The sequence below is a fragment of the Marinospirillum minutulum DSM 6287 genome, assembly GCF_000422325.1.
In the GTDB taxonomy this organism is placed as follows: domain Bacteria; phylum Pseudomonadota; class Gammaproteobacteria; order Pseudomonadales; family Halomonadaceae; genus Marinospirillum; species Marinospirillum minutulum.
In genome coordinates, this window is the sequence record NZ_KE383818.1 from 401253 (window position 1) to 427294 (window position 26042).

Consider the following 26042-nt stretch of genomic DNA (forward strand, 5'->3'; position numbering starts at 1 on the left):
ATCAACCTGCATTGTTGTTGCTGATATAAGGATTGTTAATGCCTAATTTAGCGAGCAAATCAATTTCCAAGCCTTCCATTAACTCGGCTTCTGAGTCGGTTTCATGGTCATAACCTTGTAAGTGCAACAGGCCGTGAATAACCAAGTGAGCCCAGTGATCTAGCACAGGCTTTTGTTGTTCAGCAGCTTCTGCAATTACTTTAGGTAAACAGATAACCAAATCACCCAGTAAACTTAACTCAGCTTCAGCAGGTAAATCAATGGGGGCTTCAAAGGGAAAAGATAAGACATTCGTTGGCTTGTTTTTGCCACGGTAGTCATTATTTAACTGCTGGCTTTCTGCTTCATCAACGATTCTTAGGGTTAGTTCAGTTCCGGGAGGCAGGTGGGTTGGTAAAGCAAGTAGGCACCAAGCTAAAATTGCTTCTTCAGAAGGGCAAAGTTCAGGTTGATTGGTGGCTAGCTGTAGGTCTAGCCACAGGGGAGGTTTATCAGTTTCCATGCTTGTAAGATCGCTTATTTTGTTGTTCGATTTCTGCGGCTGACTCAGCAAGGTCGTAGGCTTGTACTATGCGTTGCACTAGTGGATGACGTACCACATCACGGTTTTCAAAACGTGTAATGCCTATACCCTGCACATTTTGTAGCACAGTCATTACATGGGTTAAGCCTGAATGAGTGCCACGGGGTAAGTCTATTTGGGTGATATCACCTGTAATAACGGCGGTAGTACCAAAGCCAATGCGCGTTAAAAACATCTTCATTTGTTCGCGGGTGGTGTTTTGGCTTTCATCTAAAATAACATAGGCATTGTTTAAAGTACGCCCACGCATAAAGGCAAGGGGCGCAACTTCAATCACATTCTTTTCTATCATTTTGCCTACCTGCTCAAAGCCCAGCATTTCATACAGAGCATCGTAAAGGGGGCGTAGGTAGGGATCAATTTTTTGCGATAAATCGCCAGGCAAAAAGCCAAGTTTCTCGCCTGCTTCAACAGCGGGTCGAACTAATAAAATACGGCGTATTTCATCTTTCATTAAAGCTTCTACCGCACAGGCAACGGCTAAATAGGTTTTTCCTGTACCGGCAGGGCCAATACCAAAGTTAATATCGTGTTGGCGAATGGAATGCACGTAACCCTGCTGATTTGCACCCCGAGGCCGAACGTTCACTTTAGGCGTGCGAATAGAGGTGGGAGTGAAATTATCTTTAACCCCTTCTTCTTCTAGCGCTTCTAAGCCAGCTTCTTGCAAATGCAGGTGAATTGTTTCTAGCTGCAAGTCTTCGGTGGCCGTTTCCTTGTAAAGCTGCTCAAGAATGGCCGCAGCAACATTGGCACGCCTAGCTTCACCACTAATTTCAAAGTCATGGCCACGATTACGTAGATCTACACCCAAACGCTGTTCAATCAGTTTTAAGTGGTCGTTTTGTAGCCCACATAAATTAGCCAAGCGTTTGCTATTTAAAGGCTGCAAAGAAAGCTGAATAATACGCTGTCCAGGCAGAGGGTCTTCAAGGGCAAGGGAGTTTTGTTGATTGTTCAAAAGTAAAAAAATCCTTAGTCCGCTAAGCGGCCACGCAGAGAGTTGGTGTAGGTGTCTTCAATAATAACATCGACAAACTGACCTATGTAATCGGTTGGGTTGTCGCAGCTTACATTAACAATGCGGTTGTTTTCGGTGCGACCAGTGAATTGACCTGGGTCTTTGGTTGCCAAACCTGTGACTAAAATACGCTGTTTACTGCCCACCATGCGGCGACTAATTTGCATTGCCTGCTGAGTAATGCGTGCTTGCAGAATATGGAGACGTTGTTTTTTTATTGCTTCAGGTAGTTCATCGACTAGGTCTGCTGCAGGTGTACCAGGGCGAGCGCTGTAAATAAACGAAAAAGAAATATCGAAGCCAATTTCGTCGATTAAATCCATGGTTTGGGCAAAATCTTCATCGGTTTCGCCAGGAAAGCCAACAATAAAATCAGAAGAAAAACAAATATCGGGGCGGCTTTCACGAATGCGTTTCATCTTGTCGATGTATTCAGCCCGATTATGCCCACGTTTCATGGCGGTTAAAATAGCGTCTGAACCTGACTGCACCGGTAGGTGCAGGTGGCTAACCAGCTCTGGTACGTGTTTATAGACTTCAATTAAACTGTCTGAAAACTCAACTGGGTGTGAAGTGGTAAAACGAATACGGTCTATACCTTCCACTGCTGCAACGCAGGTGATTAGCTCGGCTAAATCAATTTCATCGCCTTCAGCATCTAAACCACGGTAGGCATTAACATTTTGACCTAAAAGGTTAATTTCTCTTACACCCTGATCTGCAAGTTGCTGAACCTCTAGCATTACGTCTTCAAATGGACGCGAAACCTCTTCACCTCGGGTGTAGGGCACAACACAAAAAGTACAGTATTTAGAGCAGCCTTCCATTACCGACAAATAAGCGGTAACACCATCAATTTGCGGTGCAGGTAAATTATCGAATTTTTCAATTTCAGGGAAGGTAACATCAATAACAGGTATTTTGGTGGCGCGGGTAGCATCAATCATTTCTGGTACGCGGTGCAGTGTTTGTGGCCCAAACACTAAATCTACCACAGGCGCACGTTTACGAATGTTTTCACCTTCTTGACTAGCCACACAACCACCCACCCCTATGAGTAGGTTAGGGTTTTGTTCCTTTAAGTGTTTCCAGCGGCCTAGCTGATGAAAAACCCTTTCTTGCGCTTTTTCACGGATAGAGCAGGTATTTAGCAGAATGACATCTGCTTCATTTTCATCATCTGTTAGTTCTAACTGGTGAGAAACCCCCAGCAAGTCAGCCATGCGTGATGAATCGTATTCATTCATCTGGCAACCGTGGGTTTTTATAAAGAGTTTTTTAGTAATAGTTGGATTGCTAGCTTCAGACATGAGACAAAACAAGACCTTTAAGAATTGATTAAGGAATTATACAGAGGGAAGGCACCTAAGTGCTAGTGAACAAAATTTCGTCAGTTTGTTATATTGGCTAGTGTATCAGCTGTTGGGCTAGTTGCCCTTAGGATGTGCCCAGGTTTATCCACAGGTTATGTGGATAGTTACTAGCAAAGTAAAAGCTAATGGAGGAAGTGTGGATAAAGACTATTGGGAAGACGTTTGGCGTAACGAAGACTTGGGTTTTCATCAGCCCCAAGTCAATCGGCATTTGCAACGTTTTTGGCAAAGATTACAGCTAGTGCCAACTAGCCGCGTGTTTGTACCCCTTTGTGGAAAAAGTCTTGATATGGACTGGTTGCTTTCAGAAGGGCATGAAGTGATAGGCGCTGATATTGTTGAAAAAGCCCAAGAAGAATACCTAGTAACCCACGATGAACCTGTGCGCTATACCGAAGAAAATAAACTAAAACTGGCTTGGCAAGGGCGTATGCTTTTTGTGGCAGGCGATATAATGCACCTAGAACCAGATATGCTCCGTTCTGTGGATGCAGTTTATGACCGAGCGGCACTCATAGCCTTACCCCGTGCAGCTAGGCAAAACTATGCTTTGTTCTTGGCACGCTGCCTAAAACCGGGCGCAAAGATGTTGTTAATAACTCGCCAAGCGCCAGAAGAACAGTTAGCGCCACCTTTTAATGTAAGCGCAGCGGAAGTTGAAGAGCTTTACGCTACTAACTTTTTATTAGAGCTTTTGCTAAAAGAGAAACGCCAAGACGGGGTGGTAGAAGAAGTATTTTTGCTTAAACGCAAACAGCCAGCAGGTTGGGGTCGTTTGCCAAGAGAAGCAGGCGAAGCACAAAACTAAAAAAGCCTGCCATTGGGCAGGCTTTAGTGACTTAGCGCTGGCTAGTTTGAATTTGTGAGTAGTCTAATAAAATTCGCCCAGCTTCTTCAAGAATAGCCGTGTCTACCGGTGTTACCTTCTTGTTGGTAGAGTCTTTATCTGCTTCTTCATCTAACTTAGTAAGCAGAGGTAACCCTAAACCTTTACGGCGACGGTTTTCCATAGCAAGGTGTTCTGCTTCATCTTTTTCTTGCTCTAGCTTACGCTGCTCTCGGTTCAAGCTTATACCCGGAGAGCCTTCATGGCGGCTTAACCAATCTGACTGCTCGGTAAGGAATAAAAAGTTAGGGTCTTTTTTAGTGCGTTCCTCATGGCTAGCAATTAGCTTAGCTAGCGCACTTTTTATTAACGATTGGCGCGGTGGCAGAATAGCTTTTACCTGATCCCAAGGTAGGGCGTTGGGAGAAGAGCTTTCACCGATTTCTTTTGCATCAAACAAGGGTGGAAAAAGAATGTCTGGCACTATGCCACGGTGCTGAGTGCTATCACCAGAAACACGGTAAAATTTGGCGCGGGTAATTTTTAACTGACCGTAGCTTAAATCCATAATGGTTTGCACAGTTCCCTTACCAAAGGATTGCTCGCCCACAACTAATCCACGACCATAATCTTGAATAGCGCCTGCAAAAATCTCTGAAGCCGAAGCAGATAAACGGTTAATAACCACTGCTAAAGGGCCAGAGTAATGAGTTGTTCCACCGCTATCACCCAGAATATTAACACGACCATCTGAGTCACGAATTTGCACAGTTGGGCCACGAGAAATAAACAAACCCACTAGGCTGTTGGCTTCTTGCAAAGCACCGCCACCGTTATTGCGTAAATCGATAACCAGGCCGTCTATACCCTCTTCTTCTAACTCATCAATTAAACGTGCTACATCACGTGTGGTGCTGCGAAAGTCTTTTTTGTTGGTTCGTTGGCCTTCAAAATCTAGGTAAAAGGTGGGTATTTCAATAACACCGATGCGGCGAGTTTCACCGTTAAGTGTTGTTTCTATAAGCTTTTTGCTAGCTGCTTGATCTTCTAACTGAACGGCATTGCTCTCAATTTCAACGATACGATGATTAGTGCTGTCGGCTGCCTGAACCTCTAAACGAACAATGGAACCACGCGGGCCACGAATTAAATCGACCACTTCATCTAAACGCCAACCTATGACGTTTTCAATTTCCTCATTACCTTGACCCACACCCAAAATTTGATCGGTAGGTTTTAATTCACCCTGTTTATCTGCAGGGCCGCCTGGTACTAGGCTAACTACCTTGGTGAACTCATTTTCAATTTGCAGCATGGCACCGATACCATCTAAGGAAAGCTTCATTTGAATATTAAAGCTTTCGCTGCGGCGGGGAGAAAAATAATTGGTGTGAGGGTCTACGCTAGTTGTAAAGGCATTCATAAAGCCTTGAAAAATATCATCACTGTTAGTTTGGCGAATACGGTTAAGCTGATTTTCGTAACGGCGTACTAATAAATCACGGGCTTCCTCGGTGCTTTTATTGGCTGCCATTAGGTTTAATAGCTCATGCGTCATACGCTGCTGCCAATAGGTATCTAGTTCTGCCGTTGTTTCTGGCCAATCCATTTCACGGCGATCAGCATAAAAGCGTTGGTCTTGCTGAAAATTAAAACTAGCTAGGTTATTTTTAAGCTGATTTAGGTTGTTTTCTAAACGCTGAATTTGTTTTTGGGTAACTTCTACAAAAAGCGCAAAGGGGTAGTCTAAATCACCTTTAACTAGAGCGTTTTCTATAGCACTAGTATTTTTAAGAATGGACTTAGCTTGTTTGGCTGTTAGTAAAGATTTGCTATGATCTAGCTGCTTTAAATAATTTTCTAAGGTTTGTTTTTCTAGTGCTTTATTTAAAGTGACATCAGCAAAGTGCTGGCGTGTCATGGTGCGCGTAATTTCGCGGGCAACTTGGCGGTGAGCAGCAGAGGGCTGCAACTCTTCAAGCGGTGTATACTGGCGTGTGGAAGACTCTGCAGCACTAACTAAAGGCGAAAGGCCAAGCGTCAGCAAACAAATCATCAAACCACGCATTAGGTGCGTGCGCATCGGGTCGTACTCCTAAAACAGTTTTAAAGCTATCAGGTATAGATTGCAAAGTTTAAAATAAGTTTAATGTCTTGGCTTAAGCATACCGCATCAAGCCAGCGATGACACAAAAAAAGCACCCCAAAAGCGTGCTTAAATAGTAGCTATTAAATACAGGTAATAACCAAGTGACTCAACAGCAAGCAGTGTTTAATCAGGGTTTAATCAGTTTTTTACAATCCTCACCTAGCCCCGCTCATGCGGTAGTAACTATGGTTCGTCAGTTAGAAGAGGCTGGCTACCAAGCTTTAAATGAAGGCGATGAATGGCATTTGCAAGCAGGGCAAGGTTATTGGTTAACCCGTGGTGGTCGCTCGTTGATCGCTTTTCGTTTAGGTGAACAAGGCGTTGCTGAAACGGGTGTACGCATGATGGGCGCACATACCGACAGCCCCTGCTTAAAAGTAAAACCAAAAGCAGAGATTTTACGCCAGGGTTGTTTGCAGTTAGGTGTTGAAGTTTATGGCGGTGTGCTAATGCACCCCTGGTTTGACCGAGATCTTTCTTTAGCAGGCCAGGTGCATTTTCGTAATGATGCCGGAAAATTGCAGGCGGCACTTATTAATGTAGAAAAGCCATTAGCTGTTATTCCATCGTTAGCCATTCATTTAAACCGTGATGCAAATAAAAATTCAGAAATTAATGCTCAACTGCATTTACCACCAGTTGTAGGGCTAAAGTCATCGGATAATCCCAGTTTGGTTTTTCGTAAGCTGCTGGCAAGTTGGCTAGGCCGTGAAGGCTATTCAGTTGATGAAGTGATTGACTATGACCTTTGTTTTTACGATACCCAGCCACCAGCTTTAGTGGGCTTAAATGAAGAGTTTATTAGCTCGGCTCGGTTAGACAACCTGCTTTCTTGCTATACCGGTTTACAAGCCATGTTAGCAGTAGATACGCCACAAGCTGCTACTGCTTTATTGGTTTGTAATGACCATGAAGAAGTAGGCAGTGCTTCTGCTATAGGTGCTGAAGGGCCTTTTTTAGAAAGTGTGTTGCGCCGTTTAGCTGGCGAAGAACAAAAATACCAACGCATGATGGCGCGTTCTTTATTGATTTCTTGTGACAATGCCCACGCTATTCACCCTAACTATGCTGATAAACACGATGAAAACCACGGCCCTAAAATTAATGCTGGCCCAGTAATTAAAGTGAATGCTAATCAACGCTATGCCACAACCAGCGAAACCAGTGCACTATTCAGTAGCTTTTGTGACCTAGCAGGAGTGCCTTATCAACACTTTGTGGTTAGGTCAGATATGGGTTGTGGTAGTACCATTGGACCTATAGCGGCAACTAAGCTGGGCGTAAGAGTGGTGGATGTGGGTGCGCCTCAGTGGGCAATGCACTCCATACGTGAAACAGCCGGTAGCAAAGATGCTTGGTATTTAGGGCAGGCTTTACAAGCATTTATAAGTCGTTGGGATGGTAGTTGAAACTGGCTAGCAACCAATGACTTGCCCCACCCAAGCCAAAAGCTAGGTGGGGTTTTTTTAGGTTGGCAAATAAAGAAGCCTATATTTTGGAAAATATAGCAATTTGGTGTTTGGAAGAGGTGAAGCAGAAATTAAAGAAAAGAAGCTGTAAGTGGCTCCCGAAGCAGGACTTGAACCTGCGACCAATAGATTAACAGTCTACTGCTCTACCGACTGAGCTATTCGGGAACATACTTAAACCTTACAGTGTTATTGAGTTGGCTCCCGAAACAGGACTTGAACCTGTGACCAATAGATTAACAGTCTACTGCTCTACCGACTGAGCTATTCGGGAACATCTTTTGCCTAAAAGGCTTTACTCAACAACGGCCTATATTCTAGTTTAAAAATTCCTAAGGTCAAGCCTTAAGCTGTTTTAACTTCAACCTTTTTAAGAGAGCTGGCAATGCAAATAAAGTTTGTTCTGGGCATCAACCTCGTTACAGTCTTTCGCAATGAGTATATATTTGGTCTTTTCAAGACTTTGAGTATCAGCACTTAGCTACTACAAGCAGCACCTAGTTCTTAAGGTGTTATTTTGCTAATCTTGTGGCTAATTTTAATTAGTACTAGAGGGTTAGCCACCCCTAATTACAAGGGAATGAAGATGACCAGCAGTGAAGAACAAGCCTTTCTAAATGATCTAGAGAAAAAACTCTGGACCAGCGCCAACAAGCTTTTACCCTCCTTAGATGCCAGCCAATATAAACACGTAGTTCTAGGTCTAGTATTTTTAAAATACGTATCCGATGCCTTTGATATTCGTCGTAAGCAACTCATCGAAAACTTCAAAAACCCTGAGCATATCTATTTTCTAGACCCAGAAGATTTTGAAGCTGGTGCTGAAGGTGAAGACTACCAAGCAGAAATAAAAGAAGAATTAGAACAACGCGACTACTACACCGAAAAAAACGTGTTTTGGGTGCCGCAAGCCGCCCGTTGGGAGTTTTTACAAAACCAAAATAAAGTCGTTATTACCGGCGAAATTAAAATTGGCGATAAAACCATTCGCAGCGTTGGCCAGTTAATTGATAACGCGTTGGATTGCATAGAAGTAGACAACCCAAAACTAAAAGGCGTACTCAACAAACGCTATACCCAGTTGCAAATAGACCAAGCCAAACTGGGTGAGCTAATCGACCTTATCGCTACTATTCCTTTTACCCACGCCACGCTTAGCAGCAAAGATATTTTAGGCCATGTGTACGAATACTTTTTAGGCCAATTTGCCCTTGCCGAAGGTAAAAAAGGCGGCCAGTTCTACACGCCCAAATCCATTGTTACCTTAATAGTACAAATGCTCGAACCCTTTAAAGGGCGCGTGTACGACCCCGCCATGGGCAGCGGTGGCTTCTTTGTGCAATCAGAAAAATTTATTAGCGAACATCAAGGCAAAATAGGTGATGTAAGCATTTACGGCCAAGAAGCCAACCACACCACCTGGCAACTAGCCGCCATGAACATGGTGATTCGTGGCATAGACTTCAACTTTGGCAAACAACCCGCCAGCACCTATACCCACAACCAACACCCTGACTTACGCGCCGACTTTGTAATGGCAAACCCGCCTTTTAATATGAAAGAGTGGGACACAGGCGTAGACGAAAACGACCCACGCTGGCAATACGGCAAACCACCATCAGGCAACGCCAACTTTGCATGGCTACAACACATGCTTTACCACACCGCCCCCAACGGCAGCCTAGGTTTATTGTTAGCGAATGGCTCCATGAGCTCTAACACCTCGGGCGAGGGCGATATACGCAAAGCATTAATTGAAGCCGACTTAGTAGAATGCATGGTCGCCTTACCCGGCCAACTATTTACCAACACCCAAATTCCCGCCTGTATTTGGTTTTTAACCAAAAATAAAGGCGCACGTACCTCTGCATCGGGTAAAAAACTACGCGACAGAAGCGGCGAAGTATTATTCATAGACGCCCGCCAACTAGGCTTTATGAAAGACCGCGTACTGCGAGACTTTAGCGACGACGACTTAAAACAAATCAGCGATACCTTTCATAACTGGCAAACTGTAGGTCGGGATTTATCCCAACAAGACGCAACCTACGAAAATATCGCAGGCTTCTGTTACAGCGCCAAATTAGAAGAAATAGCCAAGCACGATTTTGTACTCACCCCAGGCCGCTATGTAGGCGCTGCCGAAGAGGAAGACGACGGCGAACCCTTTGCTGAAAAAATGGAACGCCTAACCAGCACCCTAAAAGAACAGTTTGCAGAATCTAATCGACTAGAAACTGAGATTAAAAAGAACTTAGCGGGGCTTGGGTATGACCTTTGACAGCCCGCTTTGGCAAGAAATACAGCAAGGTGAAAGCAAAACGCTCGAATTCAAGCAACAACTACCCAAAGGCGAGCAACTAGCTAAAACACTGATTGCCTTCGCCAATACGAGCGGTGGCAAGCTCATTGTTGGTGTAGATGACGAGCGCCAGATTATTGGTATTAAAACCGATGAATTTGAGCTGATGGATCAAATAGCCTCCATCGTGCACGAAAACTGCTTACCTACCTTATTACCCAGCATTTATTTAGAAACACTGGATAATAAAACGCTAGTGATTGTGCAGGTGCATCGCGGCAGTCAACTGCCCTATTACTTAAAGTCTAAAGGGCGCGAACAAGGCACTTATGTGCGTATTGGCGCAAGCAATCGCCCAGCCAGCTTAGACATGATTCATGAGTTAGAGCGCCAACGCTTAAACCAAAGTTTTGATGAACAAGCCGCTTGGGATATACAACTAGAAGATCTAGACCTAACACCCTTGCTGCAAGCCTTTCAACAACAAGGCAAAGCGTTGAACCAGCAACGGCTGCACAGCCTAAAACTGATAAAAACCGAACACGGCGTTACCCATCCAACGCACGGTTTAATTATATTGCTAGGCTTATACGAGCATGTGGAAATAAAATGCAGCCGTTTTAAGGGCACGGATATGACGGTATTTTTGGATAAAAAAGAATACAGAGGCAATCTTTTTTACCAGCTTGAACAAACTGAATTGTTTATAAAAAACCATCTGCATTTAAAGGCTGAAATTCTTGGCCTGCAGCGTACCGAAACGTATGAAATTCCTATGGCCGCCATTCGTGAAGCCTTAATCAACGCAATTATCCACCGCGACTACAGCAACTTTGGCCGTGATATAAAAGTGGGCATTTATGATGATGCGCTGAACATTGTATCCCCAGGCGGTTTGCCGCATGGGATTACGCTAAACGAAGCCCTGCAAGGCCGCTCTGAAATTCGTAATAAAGTATTAGCCCGAGTGTTTAAAGCGCTGGGTTATATTGAACAATGGGGCAGCGGCATTGCTCGTATTCAGCAACTATGCCGCGAAGCCGATTGCCAGCCACCCATTTTTAAAGAAACGGGTGATTTTTTTGATATTGAATTCTTACGTGATGTGCAAGAAGCCCCAGATTCTGAAGGTGGTCAAATAGGTGGTCAAATAGGTGGTCAAATAACTGAGAGCCAACGCAGTGTGCTGCTGCTTATTCAAAATAAACCACAGATAACACGCCAAGAGCTAGCTAAAGAACTTCAAATAAACCCCTCAGCCGTGCAGAAGCACATAGAGAACCTGAAAGAACAGGGCGTTATTGAACGCATCGGCGGCACACGGGGTTATTGGCAGGTGAAAATATGAAGCAGCAGATTTTACGGCTTATGCAGCCATTACCAGAACAGTTTGCCGAGTCCGACTGTCTAGAAGCCGAGATTAAAAAGAACTTAGCGGGGTTGAGTTATGAGTGCTGAGTGGCCTGTAGTATTAATAGATAATATTAAATCAGGTATAAAAGGTGCAATCGCAATTGGGCCTTTTGGCTCGAGAATGAAAAGTGATTGTTATGTCGATAAGGGTGTGCCAGTTATCCGAGGAACAAATATAACAGGAGGTCCTAAATTTGAAGGTAACTTTGTCTACATTAGTGAAGAAAAAGCTCAAACATTAGGCTCTAGTAATGTATTCAAAAATGATTTGGTATTCCCGCATAGAGGTTCAATTGGAGAAGTAGGTATCATCCAAGATAATGAGCAATATGTTATTTCATCAAGTTTAATGAAATTGACTTGTGATACTAAAATAGCAAACCCTAAGTTTATTTATTACTTTTTTAAAAGTTACTTAGGAAGGCATCAGTTACTAAAAAATGCTTCACAAGTCGGGACGCCAGGAATAGGACAGCCTTTAACTTCATTAAAAAGTATTGAGATTAAGCTACCACCAATTGAAGTGCAGGATCGTATTGACTGTGTTTTAAGCTCTATCGATGAAAAAATCGAACTTAACCGTCAAACCAACCAAACCCTAGTGCAAATCGCCCAAGCCATTTTCAAAAGCTGGTTTGTCGATTTTGAACCCACCCGCGCCAAAATCATCGCCAAAGAACAAGGCGCAAATTCAGCCACCCAAGAACTCGCTGCCCAAGCCATCATCTGCGGCGCAATCACACTAGAACAACTCGCCGAGGTGGAACAAAACCTAGAAACCACCCTGCAACAAGCCATTGATGAAAAACTAAACCAACACAAGCAAACAAACCCAACCGCCCTAAACGCACAACAACTCAAAACCACCGCCGCCTTATTCCCTAATGAACTGGTGGAATCCGAGCTGGGGGACGTGCCGAAGGGGTGGGAAGTGAAAGCGTTAGACGAGATAGCCCACTATCAAAACGGACTTGCTCTTCAAAAGTTTCGGCCAGAAGGCGACGAGGAATCATTACCTGTTTTAAAAATAGCTCAACTTCGAAAGGGTTTTGCAGATGGTGAAGAGCGAGCATCTGCAAATATCAAACCAGAATGTATTGTTGATAATGGAGACGTGGTGTTTTCTTGGTCAGGATCTCTCATTGTTGATATCTGGTGTGGTGGAAAAGTTGCGCTAAATCAGCACCTATTTAAAGTGACATCTCAGAACTACCCTAAATGGTTTTACTACTACTGGACTAAGCGTCACCTAGAAGTTTTTCAACAGATAGCTGCTGATAAAGCAGTAACCATGGGGCATATAAAACGTGAGCACCTATCGCAAGCTAAGTGCTTAGTTCCTGCAGATAATTTACTCGAACTAGGAGTAATAAGTAACCTACTTAAAAAGCAAGTGTTATTAAACCTTGAAAACTTTAGCCTTGAAAATATACGTGATGCTTTATTGCCGAAATTGCTTTCAGGTGAGCTACGAGTTAATAGTGGAAGTCATATAACATGATACAAGCAAACCAAAAACCTAAAAGTGTTTTAGACTTAAACTGCACGGAAGCTCAAGCATTTTTCTTAAAGCATGAAAGCTACTTTAATGCAGATTTACCGCCATACTTCAACTTTGAAACAATACTTTCCGATGTCGCTAGTGAATTGGAAGATAAGCCTTTAAAGAGTGTGCTTAGTGCAAAAAAGCCAAGAGACTATGACGACGTTAACCATGTCATTATCGCTAATAAAGATGGGCAGCTATCTTGGCGACCTTTTCAGCTTATACATCCAGTTTTGTATGTTGATTTGGTAAGAGAAATAACCAAACAAGAGAACTGGGATAAGTTAAAAGCTAGACTTTTAATTTTGCATAGCTGCGACAACATTAAATGTTTGAGTATGCCACTCGAGGCTCCTGAAAACATAAAAGATCGAGCCGAGCAGGTTAGCCAATGGTGGCAAGAGGTTGAGTTAAAGTCAGTCGAGTATTCATTGGATTATGAGTACTTATACGAAGCCGATATTGCCGATTGTTACGGCTCATTTTATACGCATTCAATTGCTTGGGCGGTTGAGAGTAAATCAGTTGCAAAGATAGAGAGATCTAGAAACAATCTTGGTAATTACATAGATAAGGCTATTCAAAACATGCAGCATGGCCAAACCAATGGAATCCCGCAGGGTTCGGTTCTTATGGATTTCATTGCGGAGCTTGTTTTAGGTTATGTTGACTTGAAGGTTGCAAATAAAATTGATGATAGCAACATAAATGACTTCAAAATTTTACGTTACAGAGATGACTATAGAATATTTGTGAATAGTTCAGAAGACGGAGAAAAAATTCTTAAAGTTCTTTCAGAAGTTCTTACTGAGTTGGGCTTAAGGCTTAACTCAAATAAAACAAAATTTAGCTCTGATGTCGTAGGGGCCTCGATTAAGGAAGATAAAAAAGCTTGGATAGTTAGTAAAGGCTTCCATCGAAGCTTATTTAAGCATGCTATGTTGATAAAGCAGCATGCTGATTTTTTTCCGAACTCAGGTAGTCTGACTGTAGCTCTTAGTAAATTCCATAAACGTACTCTTAAGCTAGAAGAGGTCGATACTACCTCGAAAGCAATTGTCAGTGTTATTGTCGATATTGCGTATAAAAACCCAAGAACCTACCCTGTTTGTTTTGCAATACTAAGCAAGTTTATTTCATTACTTGATGACCGTAGTCAAAATACATTAATTCGAAAAATACAGAATAAGTTCACCAAGTTGAATAATGTTGGCTATATGGAAGTCTGGTTTCAGCGGGCGATTAAAAATAAGCTGAAAGATGTCGTGCTGAATGAGCCCCTTTGTAAGCTAGTAAAAGGTGAGAAAGTTAACATTTGGAACTCAGAATGGATCAGTAGTTGTAAGTTAACAAAACTAATGGACTCAGCGGACTTTATTGATAAGGATAAGTTAGATGAGGCAGAGCCAATTATCAACTCTCTCGAGTTCAACCTATTTTCCCAAGCTTCTGGATAAGACACCAGCTTCGTGCTGATCATAAGTGTCGAATCACTGTTCAATAACTAAATAATCGTGTCCGCCTGTGAATGCACAGTCATAAACTGGCAGTCAGCAAACCGAATCGTTAGCGAAAGTGCCGACTTTCATCGCTTTATGGAGCAGTTGGGAATCTACGGCCAAACGGGGCGTATGATTAAAGGTGTGCGGAATAAGTAAGAATGAAACTGGAAAACTAAATATAAGCCATGTGAAATCTACCACCAAGATGGTAAGTACTGTCAACCAAGTGTTTGATTTTAAGCATTATTCTGTATTTGTGTTAACTAACAGCGTAGTAGCTGCAAGGACATAACAGAGAGTAAACCCCGCTCGATAGCCTTAATATAATCAACAAACAATAATTAAAATTTACCTGTCAGGTAAATAATGATAAAGTCTATTCGATATGGAAATCCTTTTTGCCAACAAAAACATACGTAAGCTTTGCGAAAACCAGCGAGAAGCCGAGAAAAAACTCGGCTCTCAATGTGCACGTAAGTTACGTGCTCGGCTGAGTGATATTGAAGCTGTAAACCGAGTGACAGAACTTGTTGTAGGGAACCCGCATCCGCTAAAGGGAAATCGCCATGGTCAGTTTGCGCTTAATTTAGCGGGTGGCTGGCGATTAGTTTTTAGCCCAGCTAATGAGCCTTGTCCAATAAAAGATGATGGTGGTATTGACTGGGCGCAAGTCACCATCGTGTGTATTGAATTTATAGGTGATTATCATGACTGAGTTAACTGCTGATTTTGCACCGGATTGGGTGTCTCCGCCGGGAGAGACTATTTTGGATATGGCTGAAGAGCGTGGTTGGGCGCAAACCGAGTTGGCGCAACGCTTGGGCTTTACCGAAAAACATACCAGCCAGCTAATTAATGGCAAAGTACCGCTAAGCCTTGATGCTGCCCAACGTTTAGAGCGTGTTGTGGGTGGAACGGTTGAGTTTTGGTTAACCCGTGAGGCGAATTATCAAAACCATAAAGCACGCATAGACGCAGCAGAAAAGCATGCCAGCTGGATCCCATGGCTTGATGAACTACCAGTAAAAGAGCTGATGAATGCTGGCGCCATTAGTAAACAACGCCTAGTAGCTAAAAATAAAGTCAGCATTGTTAAAGCCTGTTTACGGTTTTTTAGCGTTGCTTCGCCAACGCAATGGCGTGCGTATTACGGTGGTATGGAGGTAGCATTTCGTCGTAGCCAAGCGGAGCAATCCGACGTGGGCGCTATTGCTGCTTGGCTAAGGTTGGGTGAACAAAAAGCCGAACAACTGTATGTACCCAAGTACAACAAAGCCCGTTTTGAAAAAGTATTAAAAGAAATACGCAGGTTAACACGCGAGCCTGTAGAAGTTTTTGAACCGAAAATTCGCAGTATGCTTGCAGAAGCAGGGGTAAAATTTGTACTGGTTCCAGCAATACCAAAATCACGCGTGAGCGGTGTTGCGCGTTGGTTAAGCCCAACTCAACCATTAATTCAGTTATCTTTATATGGCAAAAGTAACGATAAGTTTTGGTTTACCTTCTTCCATGAAGCTGCGCATATTTTGTTGCACTCTGCGAATGCAGAAGAAAAAAAGTCTGTTTTTTTAGATGACCCTAACGCCGCACATACCGACGACCCACAAGAGCATGAAGCCAACCAGTGGGCTGGTAATTGGTTGATCCCTGAGCAATACGGTACTCGTTTAGCCGAGCTGAAAAGTAAAGCAAGTATTCAAGCATTTGCAGAAGAAATCGGTGTTCACCCTGGCATTGTTGTAGGGCGCTTACAGCATGATGGATTTATTCACTATTCAGCGATGAATTACTTAAAGCAAAAACTAGATTTTATGCGTGGATAGTTGGTTTAGCTAAAGAGAAATACAGTAAGGACGTGCTAAATGATTGAAGTGTATCCAAGTCTTTTTGTAGGTAACGAAGCCGATGCCAGAACTGTGCTACATACGCCCGGTTGGTATGTTGTTCACGCCTGTAAAGAACCCTTTCATCGCCAAGCCTTGGGATATACAGGCAGGGGCGCACCTAAAGACCATCCTGAATATTTGGTTGCTGAGCGTGATGGACGGCTGGCTCTCAACTTAGTTGATGCACCGAATCCCGCTTATATTCCTAAAGAGGTGATTGATGCGGCACTTGCAGCAATTCATCAGAATATTTCGCAAAGTAAAGTGCTGGTTCACTGCAATCAAGGGATGTCGCGCTCACCAACAATAGCTTTGCTGTACCTAGCCGGTTATACCAGTGCTTTAGGAAAAAAAGATTTTGAGCAAACACTGGTGGATTTCAAAAAGCTTTACCCTGCTTACGCACCGGCAGGTGGTATGCACCACTTTGCACAGCAAAACTGGCATAGCTATACCAAGGATATTAAGCAATGAACAAAACCCGCGTGGAAATGATTATCGAAACTCTGCGATAATCCGCACAAAAAATTCACCGCGCGTGATTTGGCCGCTGAGTTTTTAAAACGCTATCCCAATGAAATGGCAGAGAAGCAAAGCAACCCACGCTATGACACGCCAGAAAAGTTATTAGCGCAATTAGCCGCAGAGATAGGTGGTGAACGTACAGAAGCAGCCAAACAACGCTGCGCGAATGTAGTAACGCAAGATAAACCCAGACCGAGACTTTATTACTGGGACGCCAACCCAGAAAAAACAGCGGAAGAAAACAGCCTAGAAGATACAGAGCCGCTTGTTACTGTACCCAATTACAGCGAGCAAGAGTTATACCCGCTGTTAATTGAATTCTTACATAAAGAGCTCAAGCTTTATTGCCAACGCATTGATGAAAAAACCTCAAGAAATAGCCATGGCAGCGGCGGCAATCATTGGCTGCACCCTGATATAGTGGCGCTTGAACCGCTAGACCAGCACTGGGATGCCGTGGTTAAAGACTGCGTTCGTCATGGTAATGATAGCGCCATACGGCTGTGGTCGTTTGAAGTAAAAAAACAGCTCACCAAAAGCAATGTGCGCCAATACTTCTTCCAAGCAGTTTCTAACTCTACTTGGGCGAACTTTGGCTACTTAGTTGCTACAGGGCTTAACAACGACGTAGAAAGCGAACTGCAGATGCTTGATAGCCTATAACCACTGCTTGAACTTCTAAGCTTTAAAGCTTGCAGTCTATAGCTTAAGCTTTGCTTAGATAATAATTGATTAAATAGGTAACGGAGCCACCATGATTACGGAAGACCAACTAGAACAGCTTTGCCTTAGCTGGTTTAAAGAAACCGGCTATGAAGTTGTGTGTGGCTACGACATTGCGCCAGGTGAGCCTGCTGCAGAGCGAACGGATTATCGGCAGGTGGTTTTGCATAACCGCCTAGTGCAACAGCTAATAAAAATTAACCCTAACATTCCTGTAGCTACTTTAGAGCAGGTAGCTTTACAAATAGCCCAGCCAGAAACCCCCGTTTTAATTCTCAATAACAAGCGTTTTCATCAGCAGTTATTGCAAGGCGTTAAGGTCGATTTTAAAAACAAAAAGGGCGAAGAAGTAACTGATTATGTCTACCTAGTTGATTTCACTACTACCGCCAACAATCAGTTCTTAGTGGTTAACCAATTCACCATTACTGGCACTAAGGGCAACCGACGACCTGATTTAATTGTTTTTATTAATGGCCTACCTTTAGCGGTTATCGAGCTTAAAAACCCAGCAGACACTCATGCCGATATTTGGCAGGCATACCAACAGCTACAAACCTATAAAGAAGAAATTTCTGACTTATTTATATTTAACGAAGCATTAGTAGTCAGTGATGGGCTGAATGCTCGGGTAGGTTCTTTAACGGCTAACAAAGAGCGATTTATGCCTTGGCGGGTGGTCGATAATGAGCAGGACAAACCTTATTTTGAATACTTTTTAGAAACCATGGTAAGAGGCTTTTTTAAGCCGGATTTATTTTTAGATTACCTACGCCACTTTATTATGTTTGAGCAAGAAGGTAGCTCTTCAAGCAATCCTGCCGCAGGCGCAACCATTAAAAAGATTGCTGGCTACCATCAGTTCCATGCCGTGCGTGAAGCAGTGAAAGCAACTTTAATCGCTGCTTACCGCCCACAGCTAACAGCAGCAGCCGAGCCACGTGCTAACTATGCCAATAAGGTTAAAGCTGGTTCAGGTAAAGCAGGGGTGGTTTGGCATACGCAAGGTTCGGGCAAGTCAATTTCTATGGTGTGTTATGCAGGTAAATTATTAGCCCAGCCAGAAATGAACAACCCTACCTTAGTGATAGTGACTGATCGCAATGATTTAGACGGTCAATTATTTAATACCTTTGCAATGGCTGCAGAAACTTTGAACCAAACCCCGGTGCAGGCTGAAGATAGGGATGACTTACGTGAAATTCTCGCTTCACGCCAAGCCGGTGGCATTATTTTTACGACCATTCAAAAGTTTGCCTTGCTTAAAGATGAGCTAGCTCACCCTGTACTCAGTGAACGTCCTAATGTGGTGGTGGTGAGTGATGAGGCACACCGTAGCCAATACGGGGATAAGGCTAAGTTAAACAAAGATACCGGCCAATATACTTTTGGTTATTCCAAACATTTGCGTGACGCTTTACCCGAAGCTTCTTTTATTGGTTTTACGGGCACACCGATTGATAGTGCTGATAAAGATACCCGTGCTGTATTTGGTGATTATTTATCTATTTATGATATTCAAGATGCAGTGGATGATGGTGCCACCGTGCCGATTTATTACGAATCGCGCCTTGCCAAGCTAGATATTAATGCTGCTGATATTGAAGAGCTAAACGAAGACGTTGACGAGGTAATTGAAGATGAAGAAGACCTTGCTGTTCGTGAAAGCACTAAATCTAAATGGGCAGCCTTAGAAAAGCTAGTTGGTAGTAAGCCAAGGGTAGAACAGATAGCTGAAGATTTAGTTTTACACTTTGAAAATCGCTTACGCAGCATGGATGGTAAAGCGCTGGTGGTGTGTATGAGCCGTGAAATTTGTGTTGATATGTATGATGCGCTTACTAAAATAAGACCAGAATGGCACGACAGTGACCCCACCAAGGGTGTTATCAAAATAGTGATGACAGGCACCGCTTCTGATAAAAACAAAATGCAGCCGCACATTTACAACAAAGAAACCAAAAAGCTATATGAAAAGCGCTTTAAAGACGTTAACGACCCGCTTAAGTTAGTGATAGTGCGTGATATGTGGCTAACTGGTTTTGATGCACCTAATTGCCATACCATGTATATCGACAAGCCTATGAAGGGCCACAACTTAATGCAGGCAATTGCCCGTGTTAACCGTGTATTTAAAGATAAACCCGGCGGTTTGGTGGTGGATTACCTAGGTATAGCCAACGAGTTAAAAGCAGCGCTAAAAACTTACACCAACTCGCAAGGTAAAGGAAAGCCCGCCCTAGACGTAAACGAAGCACTGGCACTATTAGAAGAGCAGATGGATAAGCTGCGCGGCTTAATGCATGGTTTTGATTACAGTGCTTATGAAACAGACGCTCTAGCGCTGTTGCCTAAAGTGATGAACCATATTATGAGCTTGCCGAATAAAGCTACCGGTGAGTTAGACGGTAAAAAGCGTTTTTTAGATATTATGGCCAGTGTTCGAGCGGCCTTTACTTTGTGTGGCACTTTAGATGAAGCCCAGGCGTACTCTAAAGAAATTGCTTTTTTTGGTGCAGTTAAAAATGCCATTACCAAATTCACCACTATCGACAAACGTCGCGATGATGAAGCTAAAAACACCGCTTTAAAGCAAATTATTGACAATGCTGTTGTTGCCCAAGGTGTAGACGATATTTTTTCTTTAGTAGGGTTAGAAAAACCTAATGTTGGGCTACTTTCACCAGAGTTTTTAGATGATGTGGCCAACCTTAAAGAGAAAAACCTAGCGGTTGATTTGCTAGAACGCTTACTGCGTGATGAAGTCAAGCACCGGATGAAAACGGATGTGGTGTCTGAGAAGAAATATTCAGACCGTATTATGGAAACTTTACGCAAATACCATAACCGCGCAATAGAAACAGCCCAAGTAATTGAAGAACTAATTCAAATGGCCAAAGACATGGCCGAAGATGCGGAAATGGCAGAAAAATCGGGTCTTAACCCCGATGAAATCGCTTTTTATCGTGCCTTAATACAAAACGAATCGGCAGTAAGAGAGCTAGGCGACGATAACCTACGTGAGCTAGCCAAGTATGTAACAGCCCAGCTAAGAAAAAGTACCACGGTTGACTGGCAGGTTAGGGAAAATGTAAGAGCAAGGCTGCGAAACCTAGTTAGACGCGCCCTACGCCGCTGGAAATACCCACCAGACAAAGCCGACGAAGCCGTAGAGCTGTGCTTACAGCAAGCAGAGGCACTAAGCCAAAGTTGGGTTTAGCGGTATCGGAATGTGTCAAACAGGTGTGACTTGACCACTTAAGTCATGCCAGCTTCGCTTTGTAAAATTGATTCAGCAAAATTTTGCATAGCTGCGGTAAGTTCAGCTTCTAAGCTTACAGCGTCTGAGGCCTGTAGGATTTCTAATCCGCGCAGTAGCTCATTAGCTACTCGAAGCTGATCTTCTAAATTACCTTGTTTTCGGTTCGCTTTTTTAGCACTAGTTTTAGCTGCTGTATTAATTTTTTCATCCCAAGTGGATAGCTTGAGCCTATCCATACCAGTTGCTGGCCCACCTGTGGCTAAGGTATGGGCTATATCTTTATGGGCATAGGTACCGCCATAGCGTCCGGCTTTTACGTAGATACCAATAGCTGAGGTTTTTTCTATCCATTGTTTTGCACTAATTTAATATAACTTAGCGGCGTTGTGTAGTGGCATAGTTAATCTGGCAAACATAACCAACACGCTCAAGCTTTAGACTCAGCGTGCTGCTCCACTTAGCTTGGCGTTAGGCATTTAAGTATTAGAGTTACCAAGCAAAATTATTATTGCTTGGTGTTGCGCACTACGCTACGGTTTGGGGTGTGATTAAATCATTCAAACACAAAGGCCTGAAACAGTTCTTCGAAACAGGTAAAAAAGTGGGTATTCAGGCTAAGCACGCAAAGAAACTGAGATTGCAGTTAGCTGCTATTGATACCGCTCAAATGCTTGATGATATCGACCTTCCTAGCTTTTTTCTTCATCCATTAAAAGGTAATCGTTCAGGTATTTGGTCTATCTTAGTAAGTGGTAGCTGGCGTGTTACTTTTGAGTTTCGGGATGGTAATGCGTACATTCTTAATTATGAGGATTTTCACTGATGTCTATGCACAATCCACCGCATCCGGGCGAATTTATTGAGTCCATTTATATGGAGCCTCATGGTATTAGCTGTAGATACCTTGCAGAACAACTTGGTGTTGCTGCTTCTACTCTTAATCGAGTGTTAAAAGGTAAAAGTGCAGTTTCTACTGAAATGGCGTTAAGACTGTCTAAGGTTTTAGGCCGCACTCCTCAGAGCTGGCTTGCTATGCAGGATAATTATGAGATTTGGCAAACAGAGAAAAAAATCAACCTTTCACAGCTTCAGCCTCTTACTTTTCTTAACGCCTAATGGTGCTAGGTTTTAGCCTAAGAAGGCGTTTAGCTTGGACAATTTGATATTTTGAATGCTGCACATCGACCTAGCAACTTTTTGGAGTTTTAAAAACTGGCTGTTTTTAGAGGGCAAATAAATACTATTTTTAGGCGTTAGTTGGCTTAAAAAAGTAGCTGTTGGTAGGTGTTTTTTTGGGGAGTTTTTTAGCTTGAATTAAGCTGTTTTGGCTCCCGAGGCAGGGGTCGAACCTGCGACCAATAGATTAACAGTCTACTGCTCTACCACTGAGCTACTCGGGAATACAGGGGTTTTGGTAACTAGCATTGGCTCCCGAAACAGGACTTGAACCTGTGACCAATAGATTAACAGTCTACTGCTCTACCGACTGAGCTATTCGGGAACATCTAGTGCTACTTGCTTAGCAAGATTTAGGTGGTGGCTATGCCCTGATTTGAACAGGGGACCCCATCATTATGAGTGATGTGCTCTAACCAACTGAGCTACATAGCCAACGGCTGCGCATTATAAAGACCTTAGTGGTTTTAGCAAGGGGTTTTCTGAAAAAGATGTTTAATTTTTCTTTTTCTACTTGTTGCACCTGCTAAGTCATGCCACAGTTATAGCCAAGATCAACTCGCATTTTAAGTTAATAGGAGTACAGCATGGCTAACCTTGATGCATCGCTCAGAGAGCAGGTGCGTATTTTAGGTGAGGGTCTGGGACGCACCATGAGTGCTGCACGTGGTGAAGATTTTTTAGCTTTGGTTGAGTCCATTCGCACACTATCAAAACAAGTTCATCAGGGTGAAGCAACAACCCTATCCCTTAGCAAAATGCTAAATGATTTAGACGATGAAATGCTCTTACCTGTTGCGCGTGCATTTACTCAGTTTTTAAACCTAGCCAATGCTGCTGAACAGCATTACCGAGCGCGTGAACGCGTGGTAGAAGATTACCGTGCAGGTGAGCAGCCGGGCATGACGTTACTGCTAGATAAACTAAAAACAGCGGGCTTAGCACCTGATGTTATTTATAAATCCTTAACTGAACAACGTGTAGAGCTTGTTTTTACTGCCCACCCCACAGAAATTAGCCGCCGCACTCTAATTCAAAAGTACGATTTATTAGATGATTGCCTAACCGACTATGAAGCTAGTCCAAATGCAAAAGCTCGCCAAGTAGTAATAGAGCGTTTAGAGCAGTTAATTGCTCAAGCTTGGCATACGGATGAAATTCGTAGTCAACGGCCTACACCAGTAGATGAAGCTAAATGGGGTTTTGCTGTTATAGAAAACTCCCTTTGGGAAGCCGTACCTGCTTATTACCGTCAGCTAGATGAACAATTGATTTCTTTAACAGGTAAAACCCTACCCTTAGATGCTGCGCCTATTCGTTTTGCTTCTTGGATGGGTGGCGACCGTGATGGCAACCCACGAGTGACTTCAAGAGTTACTCAAGAGGTTTTATGGCTTTCACGCTGGATGGCAGCAGACCTTTACCACCGTGATATAGATCGTTTGCGTTCAGAGCTTTCTATGCATGAAGCCAGTGAAGCCTTAATTGAGCGTGTAGGCCCAGTGCGTGAGCCTTACCGTGTACTCTTAGGGCAAGTAAGAGAAAGGTTGCGAGCCACCCTAGACTGGTTAAAAGCCCAGCTAGACGGCAAGCCTTATGATGATGAGCGCATTCTTTTTGAAGTTGAAGGCCTGCGTGAGCCGCTAGTGCTTTGTTATGAATCTTTATGTGAAAAAGGAATGCGGGTAATTGCCGATGGTTTGCTCTTAGATGTACTCCGCCGTTTAGCAACTTTTGGCATGAATTTATTACGTTTAGATGTTCGTCAAGAAGCACCTCGTCATGCTCAAGCACTTGCGGAAGCAACCCGTTATTTGGGTTTGGGTGATTATGCCCAGTGGGATGAGCAGCGCAAGGTTGACTTTTTACTGCATGAATTAACTAACCCCCGTCCTTTATTACCTGAAAGCTGGCCATGCAGTGATGAAACACGTGAAGTATTAGATACCTGTAAGGTGGTTGCCCGTGAACGTGCCGATGCTTTAGGTGCTTACGTTATTTCTATGGCAGCTCAGCCTTCGGATGTGCTTGCGGTTGCTTTGTTATTAAAAACTGCAGGGCTAGAGCGCACCATGCGTATTGCGCCCTTGTTTGAAACCTTAGATGACCTAGAACGTGCGCCTAAAGTAATTGATGGCTTGTTGTCCTTGCCTTGGTATCAGCAATACACCAGTGGTCGCCAAGAAGTGATGATTGGTTATTCTGATTCTGCTAAAGATGCAGGTCAGCTAGCGGCTAGCTGGGCACAGTATAGGGCGCAAGAAGCGGTTACTCGTGTCTGTGCCGAGCACAAGGTTCACTTAACCTTGTTTCATGGCCGTGGGGGTACAGTTGGCCGTGGTGGTGGTCCTACCCAAGCAGCAATTTTGGCGCAGCCGCCAGGTTCGGTGCAGGGGCGTTTAAAAGTGACTGAACAAGGCGAGATGATTCGCTTTAAGTTTGGTTTACCAGCGTTAGCTGAACGTGCCCTAGAGGTTTATACCTGCGCTGTGTTAGAAGCAACGCTAGCACCGCCACCAGCCCCTAAGGATAATTGGCGCTTATTAATGGATAAACTCGCTAGCGATGCGGTGGAAGGCTACCGTGCTTTAGTAAAGGATAATGCTGATTTTGTTCGTTATTTCCGCCAGCTAACACCCGAGCAAGAACTGGCAAAACTACCCTTAGGTAGTCGCCCAGCCAAACGTAAAGGCAGTGGTGGAATTGAAAGCTTAAGGGCTATACCGTGGATTTTTGCTTGGACACAAGTGCGCCTAATGTTACCTGCCTGGTTAGGTAGTGACCTTGCTTTAGAGCGGGCGCAAGAAAGAGGCGAGGGTGATGCCTTGCGAGAAATGATTGATGGTTGGCCTTTTTTTGCCAGTAATATGAATATGCTGGAAATGGTACTGGCTAAGGCTGATTTATCGATAGTCGAAGAATACGAAAGCCTACTAGTGGAAGCAGGGTTGCGACCTTTGGGTGAGTTGTTGCGTGCTAGGCAAGAAGCTTTGGTTGTACGCCTTCTAGCCTTGCGTAAACAAAAAGCGCTTTTAGAACAAGTGCCTTTAACCCAGCAGGCAATTAGTGTTCGTAACCCTTATATTATTCCTCTGCATCAGTTGCAGTCAGAACTGTTAGCAAGGGTTAGAGCCTGCGAAGAACGGCAGGTTTGTAGCGCTAATCAAGACCTGTTGGAAAGGGCATTAATGGTTACTATGGCGGGTATTGCAGCAGGATTACGTAATACTGGCTAGTGCGCTAGGTGTTAATTTTCTGCTATCCTTGGGCGCTAATATTCAGTAAGAGTAATGTGTATGAGCGCCCAAGACGCTGTAATTTGGTTAACCGCCGCTATCGCCTTTATTATTCCTCTAGCAGGCTATGCCCTTCATCTACACTTTGAGGCTAAGCGCCAAGTCGTCTTAGCTGCCGAAACCCATGAACGTGAACGCCTTCAAGCACGCGCCAATGTTCTAGAAAACCTCTCTTTATTAGCCAAAGCCATTGAAGATCAGCAGGTAAACCCAACTGAAGGGTGTTTGCGTGTGCGGGTATTTTTAGACTTATTAGACGAAGGCATTCATGTACACAACCCAGATTTAGATGTGTTTGATAGGGTGTATCAACAAACTAAGCACCTAGCCACCCACAAAGAACGTTCAAAATTGGCTTCAGACCAAATTGCAAAACAAGACAAAGAGCGCGAAGCTGTTGAAGCTGAGTTTTCTTCACAAATTCAACAGGCAGCAATAAAACTGAGTGCTTTTTGTGAGGTGCAAACCAAACTAGGGGCTGAGCCGCTTTTTGTTAATGCTGCTGAGGGTAAGTAATTCATGCTACCCATTAATACCATGTTAAAAAACTTCCGCTCAGATCGCCAAAAAGGTCGGTCTACCAAAGCAGGAGGTTCTATTGGTAAAGATTCACCCAGCTTTAATGATCAATTAATGCAGCAAATTGCAACGGGTGGACGAGCAACACTTAAAGAAGAATTAGGAAAGCTACAAGAATTAATAGGTAAAGCGGGTGATCAATTAGAAAGCAACCCAACTATAGGTAACTTGGAAGTGTTTCGTGCACTTTTATCTAACCTAGTTAGTAAAGTAGTAAAAGCTGGTTTTCAGGTAGATAGTGTCGGGCCAGGCTGGCATCCAGCAGATAGGCATCAGGTTGTACGACGCATAGATGAAGAGTCGGAAAACTTAATGCAGTTGGTTATGAGCGAGCAGAAAGATCGCGTTGCTATTGCACGTAACCTAGTCAGTATTAAAGGTTTGGTCATCGACTTGGTGTCCTAACGTGAG

21 protein-coding genes and 5 tRNA genes are annotated in these 26042 nt (G+C 43.6%); 16 read left to right on the forward strand and 10 right to left on the reverse strand.

Annotation, left to right across the window (positions count from 1 at the left end; translation table 11 throughout):
- Position 1 precedes the first annotated feature (1 nt).
- The 3 genes from ybeY to miaB are packed head-to-tail and all read right to left on the reverse strand — an operon-like array spanning position 2 to position 2890.
- A complete protein-coding gene (gene ybeY, locus H571_RS0111485) occupies positions 2 to 502 on the reverse strand; it encodes an rRNA maturation RNase YbeY (RefSeq protein WP_027849435.1) in 501 nt (166 codons plus the stop codon).
- Entirely contained in the window at positions 492 to 1544 is a 1053-nt protein-coding gene (locus H571_RS15045) for a PhoH family protein (RefSeq protein WP_245562348.1), read from the reverse strand. Before H571_RS15045 ends, ybeY begins: the two co-directional genes overlap by 11 nt.
- A 14-nt stretch (positions 1545 to 1558) precedes the next feature.
- Complete coding sequence (gene miaB / locus H571_RS0111495; protein ID WP_027849436.1) at positions 1559 to 2890, reverse strand: tRNA (N6-isopentenyl adenosine(37)-C2)-methylthiotransferase MiaB; 1332 nt, start codon at positions 2888 to 2890, stop codon at positions 1559 to 1561.
- Between the two features lie 223 nt (positions 2891 to 3113).
- On the opposite strand from miaB, the gene H571_RS15050 reads away from it, so the two are divergent.
- A complete protein-coding gene (locus tag H571_RS15050; RefSeq protein ID WP_036218170.1) occupies positions 3114 to 3785 on the forward strand; it encodes a class I SAM-dependent methyltransferase in 672 nt (223 codons plus the stop codon).
- 31 nt (positions 3786 to 3816) lie between these two features.
- Here the strand turns inward: H571_RS15050 and H571_RS0111505 are convergent, their stop codons facing one another.
- On the reverse strand, positions 3817 to 5886 hold the full coding sequence (locus H571_RS0111505; protein WP_084482812.1) for a carboxy terminal-processing peptidase: 2070 nt from the start codon (positions 5884 to 5886) through the stop codon (positions 3817 to 3819).
- Positions 5887 to 6053: 167 nt separating this feature from the next.
- Between H571_RS0111505 and H571_RS0111510 the strand changes: the two genes are divergently transcribed.
- On the forward strand, positions 6054 to 7361 hold the full coding sequence (locus tag H571_RS0111510) for a M18 family aminopeptidase (protein WP_027849438.1): 1308 nt from the start codon (positions 6054 to 6056) through the stop codon (positions 7359 to 7361).
- Between the two features lie 152 nt (positions 7362 to 7513).
- Here the strand turns inward: H571_RS0111510 and H571_RS0111515 are convergent.
- A tRNA-Asn gene (locus H571_RS0111515) sits at positions 7514 to 7589 on the reverse strand.
- A gap of 30 nt (positions 7590 to 7619) precedes the next feature.
- Positions 7620 to 7695, reverse strand: a tRNA-Asn gene (locus H571_RS0111520).
- 312 nt (positions 7696 to 8007) lie between these two features.
- Between H571_RS0111520 and H571_RS0111525 the strand changes: the two genes are divergently transcribed.
- The 9 genes from H571_RS0111525 (at position 8008) to H571_RS0111570 (ending at position 20538) form a co-directional block, all read left to right on the forward strand.
- The gene (locus tag H571_RS0111525; RefSeq protein WP_027849439.1) at positions 8008 to 9702 is read left to right on the forward strand and encodes a class I SAM-dependent DNA methyltransferase; all 1695 of its coding nucleotides are present in this window, start codon (positions 8008 to 8010) and stop codon (positions 9700 to 9702) included.
- Positions 9692 to 11071 (forward strand): AlbA family DNA-binding domain-containing protein, encoded by a 1380-nt coding sequence (locus H571_RS0111530; RefSeq protein WP_027849440.1) that lies wholly within the window; start codon positions 9692 to 9694, stop codon positions 11069 to 11071. The genes H571_RS0111525 and H571_RS0111530 overlap by 11 nt, the downstream gene beginning before the upstream one ends.
- Before the next feature lie 99 nt (positions 11072 to 11170).
- Positions 11171 to 12637 (forward strand): restriction endonuclease subunit S, encoded by a 1467-nt coding sequence (locus H571_RS0111540; RefSeq protein ID WP_027849441.1) that lies wholly within the window; start codon positions 11171 to 11173, stop codon positions 12635 to 12637.
- A complete protein-coding gene (locus tag H571_RS0111545) occupies positions 12634 to 14139 on the forward strand; it encodes an RNA-directed DNA polymerase (protein ID WP_027849442.1) in 1506 nt (501 codons plus the stop codon). Before H571_RS0111540 ends, H571_RS0111545 begins: the two co-directional genes overlap by 4 nt.
- 430 nt (positions 14140 to 14569) lie before the next feature.
- The gene (locus H571_RS0111550; protein ID WP_027849443.1) at positions 14570 to 14899 is read left to right on the forward strand and encodes a type II toxin-antitoxin system RelE/ParE family toxin; all 330 of its coding nucleotides are present in this window, start codon (positions 14570 to 14572) and stop codon (positions 14897 to 14899) included.
- Complete coding sequence (locus H571_RS0111555; RefSeq protein ID WP_027849444.1) at positions 14892 to 16007, forward strand: ImmA/IrrE family metallo-endopeptidase; 1116 nt, start codon at positions 14892 to 14894, stop codon at positions 16005 to 16007. Before H571_RS0111550 ends, H571_RS0111555 begins: the two co-directional genes overlap by 8 nt.
- 39 nt (positions 16008 to 16046) lie before the next feature.
- Positions 16047 to 16544, forward strand: coding sequence for a dual specificity protein phosphatase family protein (locus H571_RS0111560; protein WP_027849445.1), 498 nt, complete (start codon positions 16047 to 16049; stop codon positions 16542 to 16544).
- A gap of 69 nt (positions 16545 to 16613) precedes the next feature.
- Complete coding sequence (locus tag H571_RS15055; RefSeq protein ID WP_051168307.1) at positions 16614 to 17258, forward strand: hypothetical protein; 645 nt, start codon at positions 16614 to 16616, stop codon at positions 17256 to 17258.
- Positions 17259 to 17349: 91 nt separating this feature from the next.
- Positions 17350 to 20538, forward strand: coding sequence for a type I restriction endonuclease subunit R (locus H571_RS0111570; RefSeq protein WP_027849446.1), 3189 nt, complete (start codon positions 17350 to 17352; stop codon positions 20536 to 20538).
- Positions 20539 to 20576: 38 nt separating this feature from the next.
- Here H571_RS0111570 and H571_RS0111575 read toward each other — a convergent pair whose 3' ends face one another.
- Entirely contained in the window at positions 20577 to 20816 is a 240-nt protein-coding gene (locus tag H571_RS0111575; protein ID WP_027849447.1) for a hypothetical protein, read from the reverse strand.
- A 308-nt stretch (positions 20817 to 21124) separates the two neighbouring features.
- On the opposite strand from H571_RS0111575, the gene H571_RS0111580 reads away from it, so the two are divergent.
- Positions 21125 to 21403, forward strand: a complete 279-nt coding sequence (locus H571_RS0111580; RefSeq protein ID WP_027849448.1) for a type II toxin-antitoxin system RelE/ParE family toxin — start codon at positions 21125 to 21127, stop codon at positions 21401 to 21403.
- The gene (locus H571_RS0111585; RefSeq protein WP_027849449.1) at positions 21403 to 21696 is read left to right on the forward strand and encodes a HigA family addiction module antitoxin; all 294 of its coding nucleotides are present in this window, start codon (positions 21403 to 21405) and stop codon (positions 21694 to 21696) included. The genes H571_RS0111580 and H571_RS0111585 overlap by 1 nt, the downstream gene beginning before the upstream one ends.
- Before the next feature lie 209 nt (positions 21697 to 21905).
- Here the strand turns inward: H571_RS0111585 and H571_RS0111590 are convergent.
- From H571_RS0111590 to H571_RS0111600, 3 genes are all read right to left on the reverse strand, one after another.
- Positions 21906 to 21980, reverse strand: a tRNA-Asn gene (locus tag H571_RS0111590).
- 25 nt (positions 21981 to 22005) lie between these two features.
- Positions 22006 to 22081: transfer RNA gene (locus tag H571_RS0111595), tRNA-Asn, on the reverse strand.
- Positions 22082 to 22114: 33 nt separating this feature from the next.
- Positions 22115 to 22191: transfer RNA gene (locus H571_RS0111600), tRNA-Met, on the reverse strand.
- 152 nt (positions 22192 to 22343) lie between these two features.
- Here H571_RS0111600 and ppc point away from each other — a divergent pair.
- Genes ppc through H571_RS15060 form a run of 3 tightly spaced genes read left to right on the forward strand, consistent with a single transcriptional unit; the run spans position 22344 to position 26036 of the window.
- Positions 22344 to 24992, forward strand: coding sequence for a phosphoenolpyruvate carboxylase (gene ppc / locus H571_RS0111605; RefSeq protein ID WP_027849450.1), 2649 nt, complete (start codon positions 22344 to 22346; stop codon positions 24990 to 24992).
- 60 nt (positions 24993 to 25052) lie between these two features.
- Positions 25053 to 25568 carry a DUF2489 domain-containing protein gene (locus tag H571_RS0111610; protein WP_027849451.1) on the forward strand — a complete coding sequence of 172 codons (516 nt, stop codon included), beginning with the start codon at positions 25053 to 25055 and terminating at the stop codon, positions 25566 to 25568.
- Positions 25569 to 25571: 3 nt separating this feature from the next.
- Positions 25572 to 26036, forward strand: coding sequence for a YaaR family protein (locus H571_RS15060; protein ID WP_051168308.1), 465 nt, complete (start codon positions 25572 to 25574; stop codon positions 26034 to 26036).
- Positions 26037 to 26042: the final 6 nt, after the last annotated feature.